The organism is Spirochaeta cellobiosiphila DSM 17781 (genome assembly GCF_000426705.1).
Taxonomy (GTDB): domain Bacteria; phylum Spirochaetota; class Spirochaetia; order DSM-17781; family DSM-17781; genus Spirochaeta_E; species Spirochaeta_E cellobiosiphila.
Window position 1 is genome coordinate 128,261 of sequence record NZ_KE384554.1, and the last position, 25,746, is coordinate 154,006.

General features: G+C 32.1%; 27 protein-coding genes. 4 read left to right on the top strand and 23 right to left on the bottom strand.

The window, feature by feature from the left end; translation table 11 throughout:
• Positions 1-122: 122 nt before the first annotated feature.
• The 6 genes from K345_RS0107400 to K345_RS0107425 are packed head-to-tail and all read right to left on the bottom strand — an operon-like array spanning position 123 to position 5,261.
• Positions 123-851 (bottom strand): DUF4175 family protein, encoded by a 729-nt coding sequence (locus K345_RS0107400; protein WP_028973615.1) that lies wholly within the window; start codon positions 849-851, stop codon positions 123-125.
• Complete coding sequence (locus tag K345_RS0107405) at positions 848-1,726, bottom strand: vWA domain-containing protein (protein WP_169714780.1); 879 nt, start codon at positions 1,724-1,726, stop codon at positions 848-850. The genes K345_RS0107400 and K345_RS0107405 overlap by 4 nt, the downstream gene beginning before the upstream one ends.
• 29 nt (positions 1,727-1,755) lie before the next feature.
• Positions 1,756-2,730, bottom strand: coding sequence for a vWA domain-containing protein (locus tag K345_RS0107410; protein WP_028973617.1), 975 nt, complete (start codon positions 2,728-2,730; stop codon positions 1,756-1,758).
• Positions 2,727-3,452 carry a hypothetical protein gene (locus tag K345_RS0107415; RefSeq protein ID WP_028973618.1) on the bottom strand — a complete coding sequence of 242 codons (726 nt, stop codon included), beginning with the start codon at positions 3,450-3,452 and terminating at the stop codon, positions 2,727-2,729. The genes K345_RS0107410 and K345_RS0107415 overlap by 4 nt, the downstream gene beginning before the upstream one ends.
• The gene (locus tag K345_RS0107420; RefSeq protein WP_028973619.1) at positions 3,445-4,281 is read right to left on the bottom strand and encodes a DUF58 domain-containing protein; all 837 of its coding nucleotides are present in this window, start codon (positions 4,279-4,281) and stop codon (positions 3,445-3,447) included. Before K345_RS0107420 ends, K345_RS0107415 begins: the two co-directional genes overlap by 8 nt.
• Positions 4,278-5,261 (bottom strand): AAA family ATPase, encoded by a 984-nt coding sequence (locus tag K345_RS0107425; protein ID WP_028973620.1) that lies wholly within the window; start codon positions 5,259-5,261, stop codon positions 4,278-4,280. The genes K345_RS0107420 and K345_RS0107425 overlap by 4 nt, the downstream gene beginning before the upstream one ends.
• A 245-nt stretch (positions 5,262-5,506) precedes the next feature.
• Between K345_RS0107425 and K345_RS0107430 the strand changes: the two genes are divergently transcribed.
• Complete coding sequence (locus tag K345_RS0107430) at positions 5,507-6,214, top strand: ZIP family metal transporter (protein ID WP_028973621.1); 708 nt, start codon at positions 5,507-5,509, stop codon at positions 6,212-6,214.
• On the opposite strand, the gene udk is transcribed toward K345_RS0107430, so the two are convergent.
• Genes udk through K345_RS0107480 form a run of 10 tightly spaced genes read right to left on the bottom strand, consistent with a single transcriptional unit; the run spans position 6,215 to position 14,858 of the window.
• Positions 6,215-6,820 (bottom strand): uridine kinase, encoded by a 606-nt coding sequence (udk, locus tag K345_RS0107435; RefSeq protein ID WP_028973622.1) that lies wholly within the window; start codon positions 6,818-6,820, stop codon positions 6,215-6,217.
• Positions 6,810-7,619 carry a hypothetical protein gene (locus K345_RS0107440; protein WP_028973623.1) on the bottom strand — a complete coding sequence of 270 codons (810 nt, stop codon included), beginning with the start codon at positions 7,617-7,619 and terminating at the stop codon, positions 6,810-6,812. Before K345_RS0107440 ends, udk begins: the two co-directional genes overlap by 11 nt.
• Positions 7,620-7,621: 2 nt before the next feature.
• Positions 7,622-8,023 carry a response regulator gene (locus tag K345_RS0107445; protein WP_028973624.1) on the bottom strand — a complete coding sequence of 134 codons (402 nt, stop codon included), beginning with the start codon at positions 8,021-8,023 and terminating at the stop codon, positions 7,622-7,624.
• Complete coding sequence (locus tag K345_RS0107450; protein WP_028973625.1) at positions 8,020-8,463, bottom strand: chemotaxis protein CheX; 444 nt, start codon at positions 8,461-8,463, stop codon at positions 8,020-8,022. Before K345_RS0107450 ends, K345_RS0107445 begins: the two co-directional genes overlap by 4 nt.
• A 3-nt stretch (positions 8,464-8,466) precedes the next feature.
• Positions 8,467-8,832 carry a response regulator gene (locus K345_RS0107455; protein ID WP_028973626.1) on the bottom strand — a complete coding sequence of 122 codons (366 nt, stop codon included), beginning with the start codon at positions 8,830-8,832 and terminating at the stop codon, positions 8,467-8,469.
• An 18-nt stretch (positions 8,833-8,850) separates the two neighbouring features.
• Positions 8,851-9,330 carry a chemotaxis protein CheD gene (locus K345_RS0107460; RefSeq protein WP_028973627.1) on the bottom strand — a complete coding sequence of 160 codons (480 nt, stop codon included), beginning with the start codon at positions 9,328-9,330 and terminating at the stop codon, positions 8,851-8,853.
• Positions 9,327-10,376: a protein-glutamate methylesterase/protein-glutamine glutaminase gene (locus K345_RS0107465; RefSeq protein WP_028973628.1), complete on the bottom strand. Its 1,050-nt coding sequence runs from the start codon at positions 10,374-10,376 to the stop codon at positions 9,327-9,329. Before K345_RS0107465 ends, K345_RS0107460 begins: the two co-directional genes overlap by 4 nt.
• Positions 10,377-11,228 carry a CheR family methyltransferase gene (locus K345_RS0107470; protein WP_053228134.1) on the bottom strand — a complete coding sequence of 284 codons (852 nt, stop codon included), beginning with the start codon at positions 11,226-11,228 and terminating at the stop codon, positions 10,377-10,379.
• Entirely contained in the window at positions 11,228-13,642 is a 2,415-nt protein-coding gene (locus K345_RS20175) for a chemotaxis protein CheA (RefSeq protein WP_053228135.1), read from the bottom strand. Before K345_RS20175 ends, K345_RS0107470 begins: the two co-directional genes overlap by 1 nt.
• Positions 13,626-14,858, bottom strand: coding sequence for a methyl-accepting chemotaxis protein (locus K345_RS0107480; RefSeq protein ID WP_028973630.1), 1,233 nt, complete (start codon positions 14,856-14,858; stop codon positions 13,626-13,628). The genes K345_RS20175 and K345_RS0107480 overlap by 17 nt, the downstream gene beginning before the upstream one ends.
• A gap of 89 nt (positions 14,859-14,947) precedes the next feature.
• Here K345_RS0107480 and K345_RS0107485 point away from each other — a divergent pair, with 89 nt between their 5' ends.
• From K345_RS0107485 to K345_RS0107495, 3 genes are read left to right on the top strand one after another with little or no spacing between them, the layout of a single operon-like run.
• Positions 14,948-15,316 carry a CoA-binding protein gene (locus K345_RS0107485; protein ID WP_028973631.1) on the top strand — a complete coding sequence of 123 codons (369 nt, stop codon included), beginning with the start codon at positions 14,948-14,950 and terminating at the stop codon, positions 15,314-15,316.
• 3 nt (positions 15,317-15,319) lie between these two features.
• Positions 15,320-15,640: a glutaredoxin family protein gene (locus K345_RS20180; protein ID WP_053228136.1), complete on the top strand. Its 321-nt coding sequence runs from the start codon at positions 15,320-15,322 to the stop codon at positions 15,638-15,640.
• On the top strand, positions 15,618-15,947 hold the full coding sequence (locus K345_RS0107495; RefSeq protein WP_028973632.1) for a ferredoxin-thioredoxin reductase catalytic domain-containing protein: 330 nt from the start codon (positions 15,618-15,620) through the stop codon (positions 15,945-15,947). Before K345_RS20180 ends, K345_RS0107495 begins: the two co-directional genes overlap by 23 nt.
• On the opposite strand, the gene yfcE is transcribed toward K345_RS0107495, so the two are convergent.
• The 7 genes from yfcE to K345_RS0107530 all read right to left on the bottom strand — a co-directional run bounded on the left by yfcE (position 15,944) and on the right by K345_RS0107530 (position 25,692).
• Complete coding sequence (gene yfcE, locus K345_RS0107500; RefSeq protein WP_037571581.1) at positions 15,944-16,498, bottom strand: phosphodiesterase; 555 nt, start codon at positions 16,496-16,498, stop codon at positions 15,944-15,946. The two genes, K345_RS0107495 and yfcE, sit on opposite strands and share 4 nt — an antisense overlap.
• Positions 16,495-16,845 (bottom strand): arsenate reductase family protein, encoded by a 351-nt coding sequence (locus tag K345_RS0107505; RefSeq protein ID WP_028973634.1) that lies wholly within the window; start codon positions 16,843-16,845, stop codon positions 16,495-16,497. Before K345_RS0107505 ends, yfcE begins: the two co-directional genes overlap by 4 nt.
• A 71-nt stretch (positions 16,846-16,916) precedes the next feature.
• Positions 16,917-18,182 carry an NRAMP family divalent metal transporter gene (locus tag K345_RS0107510; RefSeq protein WP_028973635.1) on the bottom strand — a complete coding sequence of 422 codons (1,266 nt, stop codon included), beginning with the start codon at positions 18,180-18,182 and terminating at the stop codon, positions 16,917-16,919.
• An 83-nt stretch (positions 18,183-18,265) separates the two neighbouring features.
• Positions 18,266-20,713, bottom strand: a complete 2,448-nt coding sequence (locus tag K345_RS0107515) for a glycogen/starch/alpha-glucan phosphorylase (protein ID WP_028973636.1) — start codon at positions 20,711-20,713, stop codon at positions 18,266-18,268.
• A 66-nt stretch (positions 20,714-20,779) separates the two neighbouring features.
• A complete protein-coding gene (locus K345_RS0107520; protein ID WP_169714781.1) occupies positions 20,780-21,985 on the bottom strand; it encodes a hypothetical protein in 1,206 nt (401 codons plus the stop codon).
• Positions 21,985-23,898: a DNA topoisomerase IV subunit A gene (locus tag K345_RS0107525; RefSeq protein ID WP_028973638.1), complete on the bottom strand. Its 1,914-nt coding sequence runs from the start codon at positions 23,896-23,898 to the stop codon at positions 21,985-21,987. Before K345_RS0107525 ends, K345_RS0107520 begins: the two co-directional genes overlap by 1 nt.
• Positions 23,899-25,692: a DNA topoisomerase IV subunit B gene (locus K345_RS0107530; RefSeq protein WP_028973639.1), complete on the bottom strand. Its 1,794-nt coding sequence runs from the start codon at positions 25,690-25,692 to the stop codon at positions 23,899-23,901. It lies immediately after the preceding gene.
• Between the last annotated feature and the right edge of the window lie 54 nt (positions 25,693-25,746).

Genomic DNA, 25,746 nt, shown 5'->3' on the forward strand with positions numbered 1-25,746 from the left:
TGAAAAAGTAACATTCTCTCCAATAGTTATTGTGTCGTTATCAATAAACGCATCAATTCCAATTTGATCATCAGCCCATAGAGTAAAAAAAACATTAAAAATAAAAAATAAAAACAGCTTTTTTACCAATTTTTGTCAACTTCCTCCCACGTCTCACTTTTGTTAAATCCATGTTCTAGTTGTTTTATATACTTTTGTGTTGTATCTGTATTATTTTTGAATGTATCCTCTTCATTTAGTTGATTCGCACGTTTGAGATAATCAATAGCATTTTGTTGATTTATTTTTGCCTTATCCAAATTTCCTTTTTCTAACTCACTAATAGCATCTTTCATTTGGTTAACGGCAATATTAAGAGCTCCGTTTTTACCATCATTTATCATTTCTAATTTTTTTAACAGATCATGTTGACTAGACGAGACATTGTTCTGGCTAAACATTAGTTCTTTTTGTTGTTTGTATAAATCCTTTATTTGATCTGACAAATTATTATGATCAGCAGTGCCTTGAGAATTATGATTATTTGATTGCTTTTCAAGTATTTTACTTTTAACAATTTCCAAATTACGAAGTGCATCATCATTAATATGATATGCTAGGCTTCGCAATAAAGCACTTTTACTTTTGTTATAGTACTGTTCTGCCATATAGGAGTCATTTGAGGTTTTATCACCTAATATAGCATATAGAGTACCTAAATTATAATATAAGATTGCTTTATCAGATTTATTATTTTCCAGAATAATATCTTCTCTGGTATTCTTTATTTGATCTAATATTTGTTTGGTATCATTACCAAAAGAGTTTATAATGACTATGCAAATAAAAATAAAACAGTATACAGCTTTCATTTTCGTACTAGTCTATATATACCAAATGCAAACAAGAAAAACACCGTTATCCCTAGGTTTAGTTGATAAATAACTTCATTATTCTGTTTGTTTCTGGTACTTATGTCTAAACCATTCGTTTTTAAGTTATTAAACAATTTAATAAAATCTAAATTATTTGTGCCCATAGGAATATATGTATTCAAAGAACTACTTTCTCCTATTGATTTGAGTGTCGCTTCTTCCAATCTACTAACAACAGGTTGACCCAAATATTGTAGAGGTTCACCTTCCCCATTTAGTACAAGAGAATAAGAATCAGCATTACCTACACCTATTGTTATAATAGGAATTTCTTTTTGGTTAATCTCTTTTACAATTTCCATAAGATAACTATCCTGATCACCACCATCGGATATTAAAATAATTATTACATCCTGATCACTAGAAACCATATAGTTATCAATAAAACGAAAAGCATCACCAATTAAACTGCCACCACGGGACACACTTTTGGTTGAAAGTTGATTAATAGCCTCTTTAACAAATGTTAAATCAGATGTAACTGGAGACTTTAGAACTGAGGACCCTGCAAAAGCGACAACCCCCATTTTTACACCTTTTATACTATCTAAAGAATCTGATATATCATTCTTAATTTTTTCAAGACGATTAGGGTATACATCCTGAGTTAGCATAGATTGACTTACATCTACAGCCAGTATTATGGAAAAATTTGAACTAGTACGATGAGATACAGTTTTCTTTGTAAAAGGATAAAACGATAATGTCATCATAAAAATTGTTAATAATAGTAAAATACTGGATACAATAGAATAAGAAAGGTTTAAAGCTCTATAAACTTTTTTCTTGTTATATTCTCTATGTAATAACATAAAAAAAAATACAGGAAAGAGTAAAAAAATCATAAATCCAACCTTTTTACTATAAAGGTGTCAATAAATACAAAAACCAGTAACAAAATATAACTCAAATAAAGAAATAGTCTGTAATGATTTTTCTTAAAATCTTCTTGATTATATTTCATCTCATCTAATTCTAGATTATTAATAGCTTCGATTGCGTTTTTTAATTCTTTGTTGTTTCCCGCTAGAATAAATTGCCCCCCTGTAGAAGAAGCAATTGACTTTAATATTTTTTGATCTACCGATGATTGAACAGGGATTGTTTGTTGTCCAAACAATGTATTTTGAATTACATATCCTTCCATATTAAAACCGATAGTGTAAACCTTAATTCCCCAATTTTCTATTAAGTTTAAAGCTTCATTAGTGGTATATTGACCAGAATTACTATTACCATCTGTTAACAAAACAATAATTTTACTTTTAATATCCAATTCTTTTAGACGAGAAGCCCCTAGTAATAAAGCATCACCTAAACTTGTTCCATCTTCTTCCTTTGTCTTAACAATATCTATATTATCTGTAAAATCCTTCAATACCTCATGTGACATGGTTAAGGGACATAAGGTTTCTACATATTTTGAGAAGCTAATTAAGCCAATTAAATCATTTGGACGTTTATCTATAAAATCAATATAAGAAGATTTAGCTAAATCAATACGTCGAACACCTGAATACGGATCAGTAAAAACTCCCATACTTCCTGATCTATCCAATATCATCTCTATTGCTATTCCTTTATTATCAGGATACTTTTTCTTAATCCCCCAAAGAGGTCCAGCTAATGAAACTACAAGAAGAATATATACGATAGATATTAATATTTGACTTAGTTTACTCAATAAAAAAGGGGTACTTCTTTCTATTGTATGGGATTTAAAAGATGGGACTTTTATATTTTTCTTTGAGGGTAATAAAAAAATGAACGATGGTATAATCAAAATCAAAAATATTGGATCAGCAAAAGTGATCATGTTTCCCGTTCCTTATACCTAATAATTAAGCTCCAGTCTTTTTGTAATTGCTTATCCTCAAAAGAAGTACCTTTAAATATATAAATCGAGGATCTTCTTTCGAAATCTCTAATATCTGGAATATTTTTAATTTCTTTAGAGAGTCCATGATAGCACTGACGAAGATATCTGTACTTATCCAATCCATTATCAAACGCTATTGAAAGTCTTTCATCTTTATTTATTAAAGTCTTTTTTTTAATTGAACAATATACTTTATAGCTTAACCACAGAACCAAAGTTAACAAAAAAACAATAATTAAAACAAACCAGCTTTTATCTTTTCTAACAGTTCTTATAGGAGAATACTCATTAGTACTACCAATAATATTTGATTTTCTCACATTTATTTTTTTCATGCTTTTACCAAATGGTACTGGTATTTCATATACACCTTTTTGTTCGGGAATAACTCTTAATATCACTGAATTATTTGTTTGCTCGTCAATAGATACAATATTCCAATTTTCCAGATTAGCAAACTGGATATTAGATTTATTGTTGAATAACCAAGTGACTGTCAAAACATCAGAAGTACTTAGCGTATCTGGATGCCATTTAACAATAACTTCATTATCATCTTTTATAACAGTAAAGGAAGACGTAAGAACCTTTTTATGCTGAAAACATCCCATAAAAAGGAACAAAAATATTATAGAAAAAAGTATGAAGGTCTTATCCATAGTTTATCTTGTTTCTCTGATTAAAAAAAACATATAAAGAATCAAAGTAATCGTCATATTCATTTATAATAATCTCATTAATATCCTTGTAACCATTCGATATATTCTCTTTAGTTTCAGTTGTGTATATTTCTCTATATTTACCAGTCTCACTCTCAACAAGAGGTAATATAAATCCAGACGGTAATTGTTTTTCTATAGGTGATATTAATCTTATGGCTATCAGATCATTATTACTACCTAATTTCTTCAAAGAGTTCTCATATTTACTATCATAGAAATCACTTAATACAAAAATTATATCACCCCTGTTAATGAATTTACTCAATGTATCAAGAGCCATTTTTATATCTGTCATTAAAGACATTGGTGATACCCCCAGAATCTCTTTTAATATCTTTTGACAATGAGTTCTACCTTTTTTTGGGGGAATATAATTTTCTATTCTATCAGAAAACAGTAATAATCCAACACGATCATTATTTAACTGAGCAACTATAGTAATAAGAGAAGCTAACTCAGCCATCGTTTCTATTTTGGGTTTACCATTAAATTCTACATAACAGCTCTCAGATACGTCAATCACTATATGGATTTGTAATTCTCTTTCTTCTTTAAAAGTCTTTATATAAGGAATACCTGCTCTTGCTGTTACATTCCAATCAATATGTCTTACATCATCGCCTGGAGTGTACTCTCTTACCTCCATAAATTCCAAACCATGCCCATGAAAAGCACTATCATAACTACCAAGAAGAAGAGTACTAACCCTTTTTTTTATGAGCATTTCTAATTTTTTAGCTTTTTGGAATAATTCTTTTTCATTCATGGTATTGGTATAATCTTAATAATACTATCAATTATCTCATCACTATTTATTTCTTTGGCAAGTGCTTCATAAGACAAGACTAATCTATGTCTTAATATTGGTTTAGATACTTCAATAACATCATTGGGAATAACATAGGTTCGTCCACTCATTAATGCATTAGCTTTTGATGCAAGAACTAAATTAATAGTTGCTCGGGGAGAAACTCCATAATCTATGTAGTCTTTCATTTTTGAATCATAAAAATCAGAGTGTCGTGTACATTGAACGATATCAACTATATATTCTTCTAAACTCACATCTATATATATCTCATCAATGAGTTTTGATATTTGTAGAATATCATCAAAGCTAGCAACAGGCTTAATAGAATCATCAATATTCTTCTTACCCCGCCTTCTTAATATTTGAAGTTCATGATCTTTTTGGGGATAGTTTACTATTAATTTCATCATAAATCTATCTACTTGAGCTTCTGGTAAAGGATAGGTTCCATCCTGATCTATTGGATTCTGTGTAGCCATAACCATAAATGGTAAATCAAGATCAAAGGTATCTTCTCCAATTGTTACTTGTCTTTCTTCCATTGCTTCCAACAAAGCTGATTGAACTTTTGCAGGAGATCGGTTGATCTCATCTGCTAAAATTATATTTGTAAAGATAGGACCTTTTTTAGGAAAGAAATCTTCATGTTGAGGACTATAAATCTGTGTCCCAATAATATCAGCTGGCAATAAATCAGGAGTAAATTGAATACGGCCATATCCACCACCAACAAGACTCGATAAAGTCTTTACAGTTAATGTTTTTGCTACACCAGGAACGCCCTCTATTAATACATGCTGACCACAGATAAGTACGATCATTAAATTCTTTATTAATTTTTCCTGACCAATTATTCTATCAGACATTTCTCGAATAATATTATCTAAAATCTCAACAGACCTTTCAACTTTTACTTCGAGTTCCTCTTGTAACAATGCAAAGCTCCTCTGGTATAGAATGTAGTAGTCAGATACTATACTAAACACTTTATGATATACAGAGCAAGACAATTTGTGAGGGAAAAGATTCAAGTATCACCTACTAAAAAGAGAATATGAAACAGATACTTAGAAAAGAAAGAACGATTATTGCTACAACGTGCAACTCTTCTACAAAGGTTAATTCCACTATCTTCATCCAAAGGTTGGCAGACCACCAAAGCATAGTATAAAATAGGTTTATGACATCAATATCATCTATTATTCTCTTCGCTTCAGCTGGAGGTTTTCCTATCTTTATTGGGGGGCTTCTTTCTGCGTTCATTCAACATAGAAAGATTCCAATAAAAAATGAGCTAAATCATTGGTTGGTCGCTCTCGGTGGAGGGGCCCTGTTGTCAGCTATATCTTTTGCGCTTATACCAAGGGCACTTGAATCCTTAAAATTAATAGAGATGACTTCTTTTTTTCTACTGGGAACAATAAGTTTTATGATTATTGACCAGTTATTAAGCAATAGTGGCAAATCCTATTCACAAGTATTATCTATGATGATGGATTCTATACCAGAAGCCATAGCCTTAGGAGCTTCCTTTGCTCATGATCATACACTTGGAATATTATTAGCCCTTTTTATTGGATTACAAAACTTTCCAGAAGGTTTCAATTCCTATAACGAATTGAATAAACAATTAAGTAAATCAAAAACGCTATTTGTATTGTTCACAATGACTTTTATGGATATTAGTGCTGCTTTATTGGGGAATGCGTTTCTGGTAAACAAAGCGAAAATCATTGCTTCAATAATGTCTGTCGCAGCTGGAGGAATTTTATATTTGATTTTTCAAGATATTGCTCCCCAATCCAAGCAGAAAAGAAAAGGATTTCCGGCAACAGGTGCGAGTTTAGGGTTCCTACTAGGTTTACTTGGAGAACAACTTATCAAATGATTAAACGTATCTTTGTAAAAAGGATGTCAGCACTTCAATGGCAATCTCATTAAAACCACCTTCTGGTATAATGAGGTCTGCATACATCCTTGTCGGTTCAATAAACTCATAATATCCAGGCCGAACCACACTCTGATACTGAGATATAACCGAATCAACAGTACGACCACGTTCCTTCATATCTCTTTGAAGTCGTCTAATGAAACGAATATCATCAGGAGTATCAACATAGAGCTTTAAATCTATAAGGTCTCTAACTTTTTTATCAAAAAAAATCATTATCCCTTCAAATATAATAACTGTTGATGGTTTAATTGTTATGGTTTCTTCTTTTCTAGCATGCTTAACAAAATCATATTGAGGCATTTCAATGGACTCTCCCCTCTTGAGGGCACTAAGATGCTCTTCCAATAGATCAGAGTCAAAAGCATTGGGATGATCAAAGTTAAAATCAGTAATATTTTCATTACTAATGTGTTTAGCCGTTTTATAGTAATTATCCTGAGGGAGGACAACGAAATCAGGTAATACTTCTGATATCCTTCTGACAATAGTTGTTTTACCAGATCCTGATCCTCCACATATACCTACAATCTTAGTTTCCATGTAATTGCTCTTCCTTCAAACGTTCGATCTCCATTTCTACATTCACAAGTTCCATTTTTAAAGCTTGTATTTTTTTTAGTAATCTTTTTTTGTTTTTTTCATTTTCTTCCAATGGATCCATAGCAGTCTTTTCTGTTTTTAAATCAGAAGTTATCATTACAGCAGTTTTGCCCTGTTTCATTTGGTTTTGAGCTAACTGTCGTTGTTCAGGGTTACGGATACCAGCTAAAGTTTTCATATTATCAAATCCAATTTTTGGATCTAAATTTAAAGTTGAAATCTTCATAATACTTTTTGCATTAGTTTTTTGAATGCCTAATTGTCTATCAAGATAATCTTCAAAACTCAAGTGATATTCCTGACAAATATTAAATGCATTTAACAATTTCTTTCCCATCTCTACCATTAATTGACCATTTTGAGAGATATAGCTTTGTTTAAGTTCTTTAGTTAATTCAACAAGTTCAGGGATTTTATCATACTCTCTGTCATATAGATTCAGGTCTTCAGCTTTATATAATAGGTTATGAAATATACTCCAAAACTCACCTGTATGAGATTTTGCACTTTTAGGAGCTTTATCTGAACAAAAATGTACATGGTGAGCAAATTCATGAATAGCTGTATATTTTATAGCATTATCAGTCTTATGATTTTTGTTATGTATTAGTATTTCACGACTTTCTGTTTTATACAGCCCATCAACTTTTTTACTTTCCTTCCCTGTGAACGTAACTGTAAAGTCAGGTACATCACTTTTAAGCTTCAATAAGAGGTTTTTGATTGTCTGTTGATTCATTCTTATATTTTTAATTCAATTCCTAATTTGTGAATAGCCTTAATTAGCTTTTCTTTGCTAATTGGTTTAGGAAGATAACCTTCACATTGTGATCTAAAGGCTTCAATAATATTTTGAGAGTCATCCAGAGCAGTCATCATTAATATGCTACAGCGTTCTAGACCTTTAATTCCTGCAGTGGATTCCATATCCCTTATGTCTTTAAGAACAGTCTGTCCATCCTTATTAGGTAACATAATATCTAATAAGATTAAGTCGTAAGGAGTTTTGTCTTTTATAGAAGTAGAAAAGAAATGAAGAGCTTCTTCTCCATCAACTGCTGTATCACATTCTGCAGCATCCTTTAAAAGACGATATACCATGGTTCTACTAGTAAAATCATCTTCTACTATCAATATTTTCACGGTTCTACTTCCTTTAATTTCACAGCAACTTGTATATTTTGACCTTCACAATCATATGTTCTTGTAAAACAATCTTTTAATAATTCTCGTTCTTCAAACAAAATAGAGGGCACTGACATCTTGTATTTTTGACTATGTTTTAAAAGAACGGACATAAAGTTACCTGCTAGTATATTTAATATCTCCAGTAGGCAGTCGTCAATTTTTTGATCTTCTAAAGAATCCCAATCATCTCCAAAAATATTTTCAACCAGTTGTCTTTTAGATGCAACGCTAAGAAGAAAAAACATACTTCCATTATAGGGAGCTAAGAAGTCAATAGCAAATATATTGGTATATTCAATGCTATCTTGAGTACTAGGCATAACATCAAGAAATGCCATATCTGCCATTGTTTGTATTGTAGCCTGATCTAAAGCCAAGTCTATTTCATTTCTCATATACTATCCTAATATACTTTGAATTTTATTTGGTGATATTGGTTTTTTGATAATTCCTGTTACATTATATGAAGTTAATTTATCTGAAGTTTCATCATTATAAATACTTGATATAACAATAATAGGCAGTTTGTTATATTTTTCTTTTAATCTAACTTTTTGAATAAAGGTGATACCATCCATCTTAGGCATATTCAAATCAGATACTATCAAATCAATATCTTCTTTCACCAAGCGATCAAGAGCGTCTAATCCATCTTCCGCTTCGATATATGTTGATTCCGAATATCCAGCGATATATAAGCATCGTTTGATTATCATCCTTGAAGTGCTTGAATCATCCACAATTAAGATTTTATTATAGCTCATACCCTATATAACCCCCCATCAAATTCTCCAGGTTTTTCGTGCATTGGATATAGTTAATTCACCATCATCTGTTGTAATGGCAACTGTTCGGCTAATAGAACCACCTACATCTTCAGCGATGGCTCCTAAGCCATATTTCCATAATATCTTTTTGGCAGCTAAATAATTCCGCTTTCCTATATCAAAAGTACCTTTATCATCCAGTACACTTGCGCCGCCTATAAGTTTAATAATAAGTTTATTTTTAAGTGCACCACTCTTTGACATCATATCCAGAAGAAGAGGAACACCTGTATCTACAAAATAGCCTGGTTTTGATTCTGACTTTGCTTTGTTGATGCCTGAATCTGGAAGAGCAACATGCACCATACCAGCAATACGATGTATTGGTTCATAAATAACAATAGCAACACAGGAACCTAAGGCATATGTTTTTAATACAGTGTCAGAATCTTTGGATATGTTTAAATCTCCAATGCCAATATCTATTCTTTTCATAGGCTACCATTTAATCTTAATGTTAATTCCCGTAGAATATTGCCTAAAGGTACAACTTTTTTTACAGCCCCTAATTCAAAAGCAGCTTTTGGCATACCATAAACAACTGAAGTAGCTTCATCTTGGGCTATATTATAAGCACCTTCTACTGCCATAGCCTTCATTCCATTTGCACCATCAGACCCCATTCCGGTAAGGATAATACCATAACCATTAGGTCCGACAACCTTGGCCATAGATGAAAATAGAACATCAACACTGGGACAATGCCCACTAACTTTTTCACTGTCATAGATATGGACACGGTATTGTCCACCAGAACGAATAACTTCCATTTGTTTACCACCAGGGGCAATCAAAGCTATCCCCCTTCTTATACGATCACCGTCTTCAGCTTCTTTAACTTCTACCTTTGCCGTCAAATTTAATTTATCACTAAAAATACGAGTAAACCCAGGAGGCATATGCTGTACAACAACAGTTCCAGGAAAGTCAGGAGGAAAATCATTTATTAGATGCTTTAAAGCTACTGTACCTCCTGTGGAAGCTCCAATTGCTATCACTTTATCCGTTGTTTGTGATAAATATTCCACTTTTTTTATTGGTTGCTGTATACCTTTCTTTTGTGCCCAATGAGATACATCTGCAGTACAGGCAGCCTTAACCTTTTCAATTAGATCTAACATAATCTCATTCAAAGAAACCCCTCTATGCTTGGAAGGTTTTAAAACAACATCAATTGCCCCATACTCTAACGCATCGTATGTAAGCTGTGAGTTCTTCTGTGTTAAAGAACTGAGGATTATTACTGGTAAAGGATACTGAGGCATCAATTTTTTTAAAAATGTGATTCCATCCATTTTAGGCATTTCTATATCCAAAGTTACGACATCAGGCTTTAAGTATACAATTTTATCTCTTCCTTCATAAACATTTGAAGCAGTACCCACAACCTCAATTGAAGAATCCTTTTCTAATCCTGAACTTACAAGTTGTCGTACAAGAGCACTATCATCAATAATAAGGACTTTTATCGGCGATCTCATCTATACCTCATTCTTTTGGTATAAAGCAGGTCGTACATAAGAAAACTCATTATTGTCTCTACCAAGAGTTTCTGAATGACCTATAAAAAAGCGTCCTCCAGGTCTTAGATATTGACCAAATTTACGAATAAGATCTTCTTTAGTAGGTTTATCAAAGTAAATCATCACATTACGACAAAATATAGTATGAAATTTGTTCTTGAAGGGAAAATCAGATCTCATAAAATTGAGCTTTTTAAATAATATCATATTCCGTAATTTGTCAGATACTTGCCAATTTTCATTTTCCACTTTCTTAAAGTATTTATTCTTAAACTCTATAGGAATTCCTTCCATCCTCTCTGTAGGATAGAGGCCATTGGCAGCTTTTTCCAATGCGGTTATTGAGATATCTGTTGCTAAAATTCTTGGTCGCCAGGAAACTTTATTTTTATTACAATAGTCATCTATTAACATAGCTATAGTATAGGCCTCTTCTCCTGAAGCACATCCTGCACACCAAAGCCTATATTCATTAATATGATTATCTTTTAGATAATTATTAATAGTAGGCATTTCATTTTTGGTAAAGAAATCAAAATGATCATTTTCTCGAAAGAAATAGGTGTGGTTTGTAGAAATTTTATCCACCAATTGGGTTAACTCTTTGCCCGTGTTATCTTCCAGAATATGTTTATAATATACAGAGAAACTATCAAAACCTTTTTCTTTGATAACTTTATTAAGTCGGCCGCGAACCAGAGCTTTTTTCTTATCTGTTAGATTAATACCGAATTGGGAGTATACTAACTGTGATATTTTTTTGAATTCATCATCAGTAATATCAATTATCCCATTATTTATATCACTCATTAGTTCAATACCTCTTTGTATAACGTTCCCACATCAAGAATAAGACTCACATCCCCATTACCCATTATTGAGCACCCACTTAATCCAATAATATCTCCCATATACTCAGGCAAAGCTTTAAGAACAATTTGCTTATATCCTAAAACATGATCAGATAAAATTGCGGCTTTCTTGCCATTACTTGTAACCACAATAATGACTCCATCTTCTATGGAATGCACGGCATCACTGATTCGATAGAAATCATACAATCGAATAATAGGAATCAGCTCACTTCTTAAATTTAAGACTTCACCATGAATATCAGTTTCAGTAATTTGTGACTTATGCACACTTTGGAATTCTAAAACATCAGTTACAGGAATGCTAAATAAACGTTTGCCTACTTGAAGATTAACACCATCTATAATGGCTAAAGTAAGGGGTATTTTTAATATAAAAGAAGTTCCTCTTCCAAGCATGGATTCAATAGATATTTGTCCACGAAGCTTTTCAATATTTTTTTTAACAACATCCATACCCACACCTCGTCCAGAAATTTCAGAGACTTTATCAGCTGTTGAAAAACCCGGTTCAAAAATCAGATCCCATACTTCTTTGTCCTCCAATATTTTGTCATCATTTATAATACCTTTTTCTTTAGCTTTTATTAAAATTTTATCCCTATCCAATCCTTTTCCGTCATCTGAAAGAGTGATCCAAATTTCATTGCCTTCATACTTTGCATCAAGGGTCACACAGCCTTGTTTCGCTTTACCTTGTCCTAATCTGACATCTTGGTCTTCAATTCCATGATCAATAGCATTCCTAATGAGATGCACCATAGGGTCAGAAATTTCTTCAATAATATTTCTATCCATTTCTGTATCTTGTCCACTTATCTTAAAATCAATATCTTTTTTGAACTTATGAGACAAATCCCGAACTAGTCGTTTCATTCTATTAAACATTCCTTCCAAAGGAATCATTCTAATAGACATTGTGACTTCTTGAAGTTCTCTAGTGATTTTAGCTATATATGTGGCGGCTTTATTAAAAGAATCGGATCCAAATCTTTTTACTTCTTCATTATCTAGAACCATAGCTTCCGCTGTTATTAATTCTCCAATTAGATCAAATAATTTATCCAATTTATCAGTATCCACTCTGATATCTTTGCGTTTAATATTATGAGACACAATATCTGATGCCTTATTTATACTCTGCTGGGATAAAGCCGCGTCTATATCTTCTTTTTTTACTGAGCCTGAATCAACTAATATGTCACCTAGTCTTCTATTTTGTTTATCAAGTGCATTTTGGAGATCTTCTGAAGAAGCAGCACCCATTTCTACTAGAATTTCTCCTAATGGTTTATAGACATCTAAATTATTAAGTTCACCACTACCTGATTGTATACTAGATAAGTTCTTCCTAATTCCATCAATACCTGATAAAAGTACATTAATGACATTCTTATCTACATGTCTTTTTTCTTTTCTTATTCCATCAAGAATCTCTTCTATATCCATGGACAATTTTTCTATAATTTCATAGCCAAAAAAACCAGCATTCCCTTTTACAGTGTGAACAGAACGAAAAGCATCTGCTACTAGTTCAATAGGATCAGAGCTATCTTCCAATTCAAGTAAAGTTCTTTCAACGAGATCTATCATGTCAGCGGTTTCTTCTGCAAACTTTGTCTTCATTTCCGTAGTAATTAAACTTTCCATATCAAAAGAATCATCACTATTTGCTAATTCTTTTTTAAGATGACCACTAGTAATAATATTCTGTATTTGTTCTAATAACTCATCAGGCATCGTATTATTAATATCCAAATGAAAGTGCCCTTCCATTGGTGCTTCTTTTGCAGCATAACTAATTTGACTAATAAGATTATTCATTAAATCTGTTCCTGCCAGTAGAATATCAATAACATGAGAATCCACTTCCACCATTTGTGCTCTAATCTTATCAAGTAGATTCTCCAAATTATGCCCTAAATTCTGTATAGCATCTAAGCCTAGAAAAGAAGCGACACCTTTAATCGTATGCATAGATCTGAATAAACTATCAACTTGGTCTTCATCAAAACCTTTTTCAAGTTTTATAATTCTACTTTCTATGTTATCTAAATGATCGATAGCTTCTGTAATAAAAGAATGTAAGACCTCCATATCTTCTATGTAAATTCCTGATTTTTTTTTTAGATTAGGGATGACTTGCTTTATTTGTACCAGGAGTTCATCCTTCCTATCTATATTTTCTGTATGGGGCATTTCCTTGAGGTATTTTAAAACAAGTCCCAAACTATCTGCACTATTTAAAGTTTCACCTGATTCTTCAATTTCCTCTATAAGATTAGCAATATCCAATAAATCATCAGGATCTAATGTATTCAGGTGATCTATGAGATTAGAATAATTCAACATTTCCAGCAAACTCCTTGTTGCCTGAACTTGTTTTAATAGGCTTATCACCTATTGAGGCAACAGCATTCCATTCTTCTTCAATAGTAAAATGCTGGGTTGCCATCTCCATTATTATCTTATCAACTTCTCTCTGAATATCTTTCTGTTGTTCGAAACTTTTGTCTATGTTGACACATTCTCTTTGAAAGTCTTTATGTATGGAGATCACATGTTCTAGTATTTGTCTAATACTATCCTGAAACTGTAAATCGACAGTAATAGTTGATATGTCTTGTGAGATGCTAGACATGATGACTTCATTATGACCATAAGATGTTTTAAGATTGTTAATTTGAGGCACCAAATCGCCCACAATATGATTGATGTCATTCTTAAATTCACCCAGCAATAATGAAGTATCTTTTACTTTTTTATGCAAAGATTCAAAGCTCTCATCAATAGTATTGTTTACAGTATCAATAATTACGACAATTTTTTCCGCAATATCCTTTGATTTTTTGGATAAAGTCTGAACATTAGTAGCTATAACAGCAAAACCTTTCCCAAGACTACCAACACGTGCTGCTTCAATAGACGCATTGATGGCCAAAAGATTAGTCTGATCAGCTAAATCCGTAATATCCAAACTGAATTGATTTATACCTTGTACAGCTTCATTTATTAGTCTTTTATCTACTTCTAAATTGGAGGAAATATCATTAATAGTTTGATAAATATGATCAATATCATCGATTTTATGATTAAGAACTTCTACATCTTTATTGATATCACCTTCTACATTAATCAAAGGTTCTAATGTTTTCCTTATACCTGCAATATTTTCCTTGCTATTCTTTGTTAAATCAAAAATATGATTAGTTACCGATAATATAGCGTTGTTTGTTTTATTTATAACTATATTAATTAATATCTCAGAGACTTCATTTATTTTGTTTATTAAATCTGTATTTTTAGTGATAATTCTATTGTATTCTGTAATCTGTTCTTCCCATTGGGTATTGTCTTTTTGAGTATCAGAAATTGGTAAGTTATTTACTTCCTGATTATCCTCATCTTCAAATTCTAATGATTCTTCAAGGTTGTTCTTTCTATAATAATCTGATAGGAGAAGAAAACATCCAAACAGGAAATAAAAAGGAACACTTAAATAATGGGGTACAAATACAGATATAACAGTAATAAATACTAATATAATTAGCTTAATAATAAGAATCATAATCTAATTATTATTTAGAACCAGTTGGTCTTCAACTTTTTTCTTTCCGGGATAATTTATTTCTGTTATACTTAAAGAAGGAGAACGGAATGAATGTAGCTGTATTAGGAGCAAGTCCAAAGACAGAAAGATATAGTAATAAAGCTATCAAATTATTAGTGGATAAAGGTCATACTGTATTCCCCATCAACCCTATACATGAGAGTATTGAGAATTTAAAGACAGTAAAAAAACCAAGTGATTTAAAGAAAATGGGCATACATACTCTGACAGTTTATGTTGGTCCTAACAACATTTCTCCTCTTATAGATGATATTATAGACCTGAATCCACACAGAATTATTTTAAATCCAGGAACAGAATCAGAAGAATTGAAACAAGCACTGAATAAGGCTAATATAAATTACTTGGAAGCATGTACATTAGTAATGCTTAAAACAAATCAATTTGAGGACTAGCAATTGTTCAGCTATTTACCCTTTAATGAAGAAAATGGGGATTACAATGGACATGAACTCAAGCTCCTAGCCCTATCTACATGTGGTTTTTGTAAAAAAGCAATTCAATACTTAAATGATAAAAACTTCCAGTTCAAATATATTTTTGTAGACAGGGTTGATCCAAAAATAAAGCAACAAGTAAAAGACGAGTTTATGAAACATTTTCATAAAAGATTATCGTTCCCAACTCTTGTTATTGATGATGAAGATTATTTAACAGGCTTTATTAGAGCCTCATGGGATAACAAATTTATAGCAAATGACAAAAGAACAACTTCATAATTACCTACAAAAACAAGCTAATCTTAACAATTGGATCATTAATTGGAATAGTGAGTTCACAAGTACTATTATAGATGGTTTGTTTGTGAATTATAGCCGTTACAATTGCTTGTTATGTCCTTGTAGAGAATCTCATGAACAAAAGGGTACGGACCATGATATTTTGTGTCCTTGTCATTATGCAAAAGATGATATAATTGAATATCAACAATGTTATTGTGGATTATTTCTGCATCCAAATTCAGAAGATTTCTCACAAGAACCACAAAGCATCCCAGACAGGAGAGATGACTCCCTCTATCTCTAAAGCTTTTTAACCATATATTCATGACCATCAAGTTTTTTTATAGTAATTGTATTGTTTTCGTAGATTCCATAAGTATTAGGGTGTCCATCTTTAGGAAGAGTGATAGATCCAGGGTTGAAATGAACAATCGTATTTTTCATATCGATCATAGGTATGTGAGTATGGCCTTGACAAAAAATAGTCTCCTTTTTGCACAAGGGACTAGGTTCATTATTATATAAATGACCATGTGTCAGAAAAAACTCATGGTCATCAAAATCTAAAATATGGTAGTCTCCAAGTATAGGAAAATCTAAAACCATCTGATCAACTTCTGCTTCACAATTTCCACGTACACTGATTATATCGTTCTTTAATGGATTAATTAGCTCTATTACCTCTTTTGGATTATACCCTTCAGGTAAAGGATTCCTAGGACCATGATAAAGAATATCTCCTAAAACAATCAACTTATACGGAATCTCTTTTTTATAGATCTCCAGAGCCTTCTTAAAATAATATTCCGACCCATGAATATCGGAAATAAACATCAACTTTTTTGTTTGGCTCATAATATTGTCTCCCATTGTTTTTCTTTAAACCCTATTAATATTTTATTATCAAATATCAACAAGGGCCTTTTTATGAGCATACCATTGGAAGATAAAAGTTTGTAGAGCTCTTCTTCATCCAATTGATCAATACGTCCTTTTAAATTTAGTTCTCTATAGACCATCCCGGAGGTATTAAAAAAACTTTTCAATGGTTTCCCACTCATAATATGGTATTTTCTTATTTCATTAATAGTTGGGGGATTACTGTCAATGTTTATTAATTCAGCATTAAGACCCTTTTCCTTTAACCATTTTAATGCATTTCTGCATGTATTACATTTTGAGTAGACATATACTTTGTTCATTGATAATACTCCTTATGCACCATCAGTACGCATCATATAAATAGAACAAGATTTTAACATAAATTTAATAATTACATTAGCCACTGATACCAGATAAACATGACTAAAAATCCAAACAAATAAATTAAACCCAATTGAGCAAGTAGCTTCCCTTTAAAGCCAAGTTTAAGATCACCTTCTAAATTGGTTTGGCTAATAAGAATATAATTTAGTAATGCAAATATAGGTGTAGTAACAAATGATAATATCATGGCAAAATTGAGCATACTCATTAACGCAGAGGCAAAAAAAGCAAGAATGACAATAGCTAAAACACTAACAACAACAATCCAAATATTCAAATGAAGACCATTATCTTCAGTTTTATTCATAATTAATCTTTGTGATTCAGCTAAAGCCCTAGAATAACCATCAATAACCGTTATGGTACTACCATAAATACAAAAGAAAGCTATAGCTGCTATTAAGTAACGAGACCATTCTCCTATGGTGGACGCATACATTCCAACTAGTTGTTTAGAAAAACCAATACTTGTAGAAGCAAACTCCTGACCATTACCATGCAGAACAAGAGCTCCTAAAGCCAAAAAAACTACGGCTAAAATAGCAGTTCCGATATAACCAATATTAAAATCAAATAATGCGGATTTAGAAGTTACCTGAGCCTTCTCCCTTTGTGATTTTAACCACATAGATGTTAATGAAGAGATCTCAATCGGTGCAGGCATCCATCCCATCATGATGACAATAAACCCAAAAGCGGACAATGACCATATTGTAGGAGTTTCGAAACTCTTTGGTGCTATAGGACCATTAATCATTGCAATCGATACAGCGACTAATGTTGTGACTACTAGTACTGCCATAATTACTTTAGCCAAACGATCTAAAGCTTTATAATGTCCTGCGAATAATAAAACCAAACAGGAAGCAAGAACAATTAAATCCAAGACCATAATAGGTAACTGCACAGGAAGAAAGTAACTTAGTAAACTTGCACTAAAAACTGTAAGTGCTGCCGTATTCACAACAGCGGCTGTAAAGGTAAGTACTGTAAATAACAATAAATAGCCCTTTCCCATTTTACTGTAGCCTTCAATTAAACTTTCTTTTGTACCTACTGTATATTGTACACCAGCCTTAAAAAAAGGATATTTAAATAAATTAACAAGTATTATTACTAGAGCCAATTGCCAACCATATATAGCTCCAGCTTTGGTTGACGAAACGAGATGAGAGCCCCCTACTGCTGCTGCTGCAGACATAATACCTGGTCCTAAAAGTTTAATCCTATCTTTGATAGTCTGATGACTATCATTAACTTTTACTTCACCCATAAGATAATCCTCAATAATTTAATTTAAGCATATTAAGCATTACTTAATTATTAAGCAACAATAAATCATGAGAATATTTGTATTTATTCTACAGAAACAGGCGCTATATCCCATATCTCTTTAGCGTATTCTTTTATTGTTCTGTCTGAACTGAACTTACCACATCCAGCAATATTGGCTAATGACATTCGAGCCCATTTCATTTTATCTCTATAACTTTTATCAATTTGTTCTTGGGCTTTAACATATGACTCAAAATCTGCTAGAATATAATAAACATCAGGTGCATTACCTTCTATTCCATACATAAGACTATCATATATTTCACGGAATATTTCTCTATGCCCTTCATTATACATACCATCAACTAATTGACTAATTACTTTACCTAATGATGTATTCTTCCTACAGAAATCCCAAGGATTATAGTTACCAGCATCCTGAATCTTATGAACTTGATCTGCAGTCATACCAAAAATAAATGCATTATCCTTACCAGCCTCTTGAAGAATTTCTATATTTGCTCCATCAAGAGTCCCAATAGTTAGTGCTCCATTGGCCATAAATTTCATGTTCCCTGTACCTGAAGCTTCCTTTCCTGCTGTTGAAATCTGCTCAGATACATCTGCAGCAGGAAAAAGCTTTTCTGCAATTGATACCCTATAATTTTCAATAAAAACTACTTTGATTTTACCCTGTACTCGTTCATCATTATTAATTTTATATGCAACTGTGTTTATAAGCTTAATAATCTGTTTAGCCCGTCGATAGCCAGATGCAGCTTTTGCCCCAAATATAAATGTACGCGGATACAAGTCAAAATCAGGATTATCTAATATCTTATTATACAAGTACATAATGTGTAGGACATTAAGTAACTGTCTTTTATATTCATGCAAACGTTTAATTTGAATGTCAAATATAGAGTTTGGATCAATGTTAATATTATATTTATTTTTTATATGTTGAGCTAGAATGGCTTTTTTATGGTGTTTAATATCCATTAGCTCATTTAAAACATTTTCATCATCTGCGTATTTGTTAAGAGAACGAATAACAGCCAGATCCTTTTTCCAACTTATCCCAACGTATTTATCTAAAAAAGTTGCAAGCTCAGGATTTGCTTTTAATAACCATCGTCTTTGAGTTATACCATTTGTCTTATTGTTGAACTTTTCAGGGTACATTTCGTACCAATCTTTTAGTTCTTTAGATTTTAGAATTTGTGTATGAAGAGCAGCTACTCCATTTACAGAGTGAGAACCAACTATGGCCAACCAAGCCATTTTTACCATTCCATCAGCTACAATACTCATTCTATGGTGTTTTCCATAATCTTGGGGATATTTGAAGCGTAGTTTATCCAAAAAACGTCTATTTATTTCTTCTACAATCTGATAGATACGAGGAAGAAGATTATTAAACATTTCTATTGGCCATTTCTCGAGAGCTTCAGCTAATATGGTGTGATTAGTGTAGGCGAATGTCTGTGTACAAATTGCCCAGGCATCTTCCCAACCTAATTTTTCCCAATCCATAAGAATTCTCATCAATTCGGGAATCGCAACTACTGGATGAGTATCGTTTAACTGAATAGCTACATATTTAGGAAACTCTTTAAAATTTTCTTTATGTGATCTTTTAAAAGATCTAACAATATCCTGAAGACTGGCTGAGACAAAAAAGTATTGTTGTTTTAACCTTAAAGCTTTCCCTGAAGGACCAGAGTCATTAGGATAAAGGACACGACTAATGTCTTCTGCCATGTTGCTCTTTTCAACGGCCCTTGTATATTGCATATCGTTAAACAATTGTAAATCAAAACCATCAACCGCTTCAGCTTCCCATAATCTTAAAGTATTTACAGTTTTAGTATCATAACCAACAATTGGCATATCATAGGGCACAGCTCGAATGACTTCTGCATCTACTCTTTTAAAATTCTCTCTACCATCTTCTTCTCGTTCAACTATTACATGGCCACCAAACTTTACTTGGACTTCATCATCCACACGCTTTACAGACCAAGGATCACGTCTATCTAACCATTTATCAGGGTACTCTACTTGGTAACCCTTTTCTATTTTCTGAGCAAACATCCCATATTTATATCGAATACCATAACCATGTCCTGGAAGATCCAATGTGGCTAAGGAGTCTAAAAAACAAGCAGCCAATCGTCCAAGACCACCATTTCCCAATCCAGCATCCGGTTCTTTATCTTCAACAGCGTTCAAATCCAAACCCAAGTCATGTAGCACATCTCGTACCTCATTAACCATAGACATATTAACCAAATTATTACCCATAGCTCGTCCCATCAAGAATTCTGCAGACAAATAATAAGCTTGTTTGATAGCTTTACGTTCATAAGCTTTACGAGTATCCATCCAATGATCCAGAATGTAATCCATTATCGTTGAAGATACAGCATCATAGATATCATGTTCACTAGCTTCAGATAATTCTTTACCAAAGTGTCTTTTTAAACGAAAACAGATTTTTTCTTTCATAACATTCTTATCGATCATTGGTATTACTCCTTATTTCAGGGTTAATTATAATCATTAATATTCCAATTAACCAAAGTTATATTGTTAATTTTCTACTTTTAAATCATACAAAACAGGAATGCGTTTTCCATGGGTAAATAATAATAATATGTCTTTTTGAAGTAAGGGGTAAACCGATTCATACTCACCTAGATTTATGAGTATAGTCTTTCGATTTGTATCATCATAAAAAAACTGACCATATTGATCCCTCTGAATATAGAGTGAAGAGGCAGGGACCCCATTACTCACTGGTATATTAATAAGGGGAATAGAATCTTTTATATTTGAAGGAGGTTTGATAAAGGTTCTTTTATTCAAATCAAAGAAGAGAATAACACCATCGTTGTATTGAAAGGAACAAATGTTTTTTCCGGTTAAATACTCTACATTTACCAATTTTACTGTCATTGCGTCCTGTGACTGATTAAGGGGTGACAAACCACTCTGGTCTATACTGTAAAAAATATCATTTTGTTTCACAACTGGAAGCTTAACAGGCAGAATATGGTCACTTAGGTAATATCTTTCTAAATCAAAAAGATATAGCTGATTATCTTCACCATAACCATAAACAAAGCTTCCATCATTGCCCAGGCTTAAATGAGTTTTAGATAGCCATAATGGATATTCTAGATATTGACCGGTTTCATCAAATAAAAAACTAAAGCCTTCTTCATCTTGTGCTATAAAATAGGATTCATACTGAAAGGCTCTCTTAAGTATTGATCCAACTTTCAATTGAATCTGATAACTACCTAGAGTATCAATTGTACCAACTGTTATGATATTTCTATTATTAAGGACAAGTACTGTGTCATCGTTGTTTAAAGAAGTGAATATAATATTATTAAAAGGTATATAAGATTCTTCTACAAGAATATTATCATTATTTATATATTGATATAGACCATCTTGAGTTGAAATCAAAATCGATTCATCAGAAAGAATAGATAGATTATTAATATTATAATCTCGCAAATCCCTCTTGATAATAGTCGAACTATCAATTTTCACCTCATAAAGTACATTTTTAGTATCCAAAACAATTATCAAATTATCTTTTACATCAAAGAAGCCTGCTTTTATATCACTTAAGTAAGGCAGTTTAATAACTCCCTTATTCTGATAAAGCAGAAGACCGGAATCTTCTGCTTTATTTATATATCCAGATAAAGCTTTACTATATTTTGGTTGAGAGTACAAATTAAAACTAAGAAGGAATAGAAATATGACTATCCAACTTTTCATCATTTTTCTTTTATAAACCGGACTGATTGAATTTCCTTATTGGATATTCTTGTTCCAGCTGCCTTAACTCCTTTAACCAAAAATTCAGAAATAGATTTATCTTCTTCCGTTACACGAATTAAACGTTTTTGCTTGTAATTTACACGTAAAGCAACATCTTCCTTAGTTGTCATTTTATGAAATTTACCATCTTCAGGTAATAATTCATAATTTTTATCTAAAATAAATTGCTCTATCCTACATCGTTTAATATAAAAATAATTATTTGAAACGTTCTTATAGATTATACTGAATACAGTCTCTGTTAATATTTCTTTATCAGCGAGACAGCAATGTAAAACACCTTTTCCAATAAAAAGCTTTTCAGGAACATTAATAACACTATAGGAACAATCTTTTCGTATGACTAAAATACGGTCATAATGGGATACATCAAATAATACATTTCCTGTAGTTATACTATATCCGATATAACCAGTATTTTCATCATAACGTAGTTTCTGATCCCTAGCAGCTACTTCACGGACATCAACTTTCTCAAAGCTTTTAAGAATAGTCATCCTTTTTTGATCTTTAGGACCTTTATCGATAAGTCTATCAACTACACTGGTTGCATAATCAATGATATTTTTCAAATGTTCTCTTATTTGTTTTAACCGGCCTTTTATCTCACGAATTTCTTTCTGAGCCTTATTGATGTCGTATAAACTTATTCGTCTAATCGGGATTTTCAATAACCGTTCTACATCTTCAATAGTGACTTCCCTTTTAATTACATTGGCAAAGGGTTTAAATCCTGAAATGACAGATGCTGTTACTGCTTCAGAGGTTTTCTGATCTTCAATTCTTTTATAAATTCGTTCCTCAATAAAGATTTGTTCAAGAGCTCTCATATGAAGACGATCTTTCAATTGCTGTTCTTCTAATTTAAGTTCCTTTGTCAATATTTCAACTAATTGTTTAGCATGAAAATTAATGACATCGGTTACAGTAACTATAGTAGGAAGATTGTCTTTAATAACTAACAAATTACAACTTATAGAAACTTCACAATCAGTAAAAGCATACAGAGCATCTACAAGATCATCAGTATAGACGCCACGCGGTAATTTGATTTCAATCTCAACATTTTCAGTTGTAAAATCACTAATCGAAGCAATTTTTATTTTATTACGTCTAGCAGCATTTTCTATTGAGCTTATAAGACTTTCTGTTGTTGTGCCAAAAGGGATATCTCTAATAACAATACGTTTTGGATCAGAAGCATCTATCTTGGCTCGACACAGAACTTTCCCCAAGCCATCTTGATAATCACTCACATCCAAAGTACCACCAGTAGGAAAATCTGGATAAAGTTGAAAAGACTCTCCCTTTAGAGCTAATTTAAGGGCCTCCATTACTTCTTTAAAGTTATGTGGTAGGATTTTTGTAGCCATACCTACAGCAATCCCCTCAGCGCCATGAATTAGTAATAAAGGTATTTTAGCTGGAAAGGTTACGGGTTCTTTATTTCGACCATCATATGAATCTTCATATTCAGTAATTTCTGGTTTATATAGAATTTCCTTAGCAAAAGGTAATGCTCTACACTCAATATACCTGGCGGCAGAAGCTACATCTCCTGTAAATATATTTCCGAAATTCCCCTGTTTATCGATTAATAATTCTTTGTTCGCGATTACCACCAAAGCACTATAGATAGAAGCATCTCCATGAGGATGATATTTCATACAATGCCCCACAACATTGGCTACCTTGTGAAATTTACCATCATCCATTTCCAATAAACTATGTAGGATTCGACGCTGTACCGGCTTAAGACCATCTTCAATATTGGGAATAGCCCGATCTTTGATAACGTAAGAAGCATACTCTAAAAAATTTTTATTAAACAAAGTATTAACATAAGCCATTTAAATAAGGTTCTCCATTATGTATTGACGTCTTGCAGGTGTATTTTTTCCCATATAAAAGGATAAAGTTTCTTGAATATTTTTAATGGATTTTATATTTACCTCAACGAGACGCATATTATCACCAATAAATTGACCCATTTCTTTAGGGGATATTTCTCCAAGACCTTTGAATCGGGTTACCTCATTATTGGATATCTCTTTCATAGCGATATCTCTTTCTTTATTACTATAACAATATCTGGTAACTTTTTTATTCCTAACCCTGAATAGAGGAGTCTCTAGAATATAAACACGACCAGCCACAATAAGTTCTTCAAAATAATTGAGAAAAAAGGTTAATAACAGATTACGAATATGAAAGCCATCATGATCAGCATCTGTAGCAATAATGATACGACCATATCTTAAGTTTTCCATTTCGTTTTCTATTCCAAAAGACATCATCATATTAAAAAGTTCTTCATTTTTATAGATTTCCGCTCTTTTCTTACTAAAAACATTCTGTGGTTTACCACGCAAACTAAAAATAGCTTGTGTATAAACATTTCGAGCTGAAACCATTGATCCTGTTGCAGATAACCCTTCTGTTAAGAATATCATTGATTCAAGACCTTTCTCTCCATCCTGGAGATGATATTTACAGTCCTTTAAATTAGGAATTTTTAAAGCAATTCTTTTAGAAGCTTCTTTGGCTTCTTTCTTAACAGCATTAAGTTCTTTACGAAGTTTTTCATTGTTTATGATCTTGTCATATATTAATTTGTTTTCTTCTTGATGTTTATGAAGATAATCAACAACAGCTTCCTTTGTATCATTAACAATCCAAGTACGTATTTCGGTGTTTCCCAACTTATTCTTAGTTTGACTTTCAAAGACTGGACTTTGAAGCTTAATACTTATGGCACCACAAATACCTTCTCGAACATCAACACCACCAAAATTCTTTTTAAAGAACTCGTTTACACCTTTTAGAATACCTTCTCTAAATGCAGATAAATGAGTCCCTCCATCAGAGGTATATTGTCCATTAACAAAACTAAAATGTTTTTCACCATAAGAATTAGTGTGAGTGAAAGCAAACTCTATTTTTTCACCTTTATGATAAGCAAAATCATAAAGAGCATCATCACCAATTTCTGAATTAAGTAGGTCATATAAACCCTTTTTGGATTCATATTTACTTCCATTAAAATAAAGTCTTAATCCTGTATTTAAGTAAGCATAATTCCATATACGTTGATCTATAAAATCATTATTGAACTCGTATTCCTTAAATATCTCTTCATCAGGAATAAACTCTATGTAAGTACCATCAGGCTCTTTTGTATTTCCTTTATCTTCCTTAATTAACTGACCCTTTTGAAAATAGGCCTCTGAAAACTTACCATTACGGTGTGCTCTAACTAGGAAATGACTAGATAAAGCATTTACAGCTTTTGTACCAACACCATTTAATCCAACGGAAAATTGAAATACATCATCATTATATTTAGCACCTGTATTAATTACAGATACACATTCCACAATTTTACCAAGAGGTATTCCTCTTCCATAATCACGAATAGAAGCTGTCTTATCTTCTAATTTAACTTCAATCTTATCACCATAGCCCATAATAAATTCATCAATACTATTATCAATGACTTCTTTTATTAGAACATAAATACCATCATCCATATTCGAGCCATCACCTAGACGACCAATATACATCCCAGAACGTAACCTAATATGTTCTAGTGAGCTAAGGGTTTTTATCTTACTTTCATCGTAAACAGGTTCTTTTTTTGGCATGAGTCCTCAATTTATAAACATTTATGTGTACTTGGCATTGTAAAAAAGGTAGAA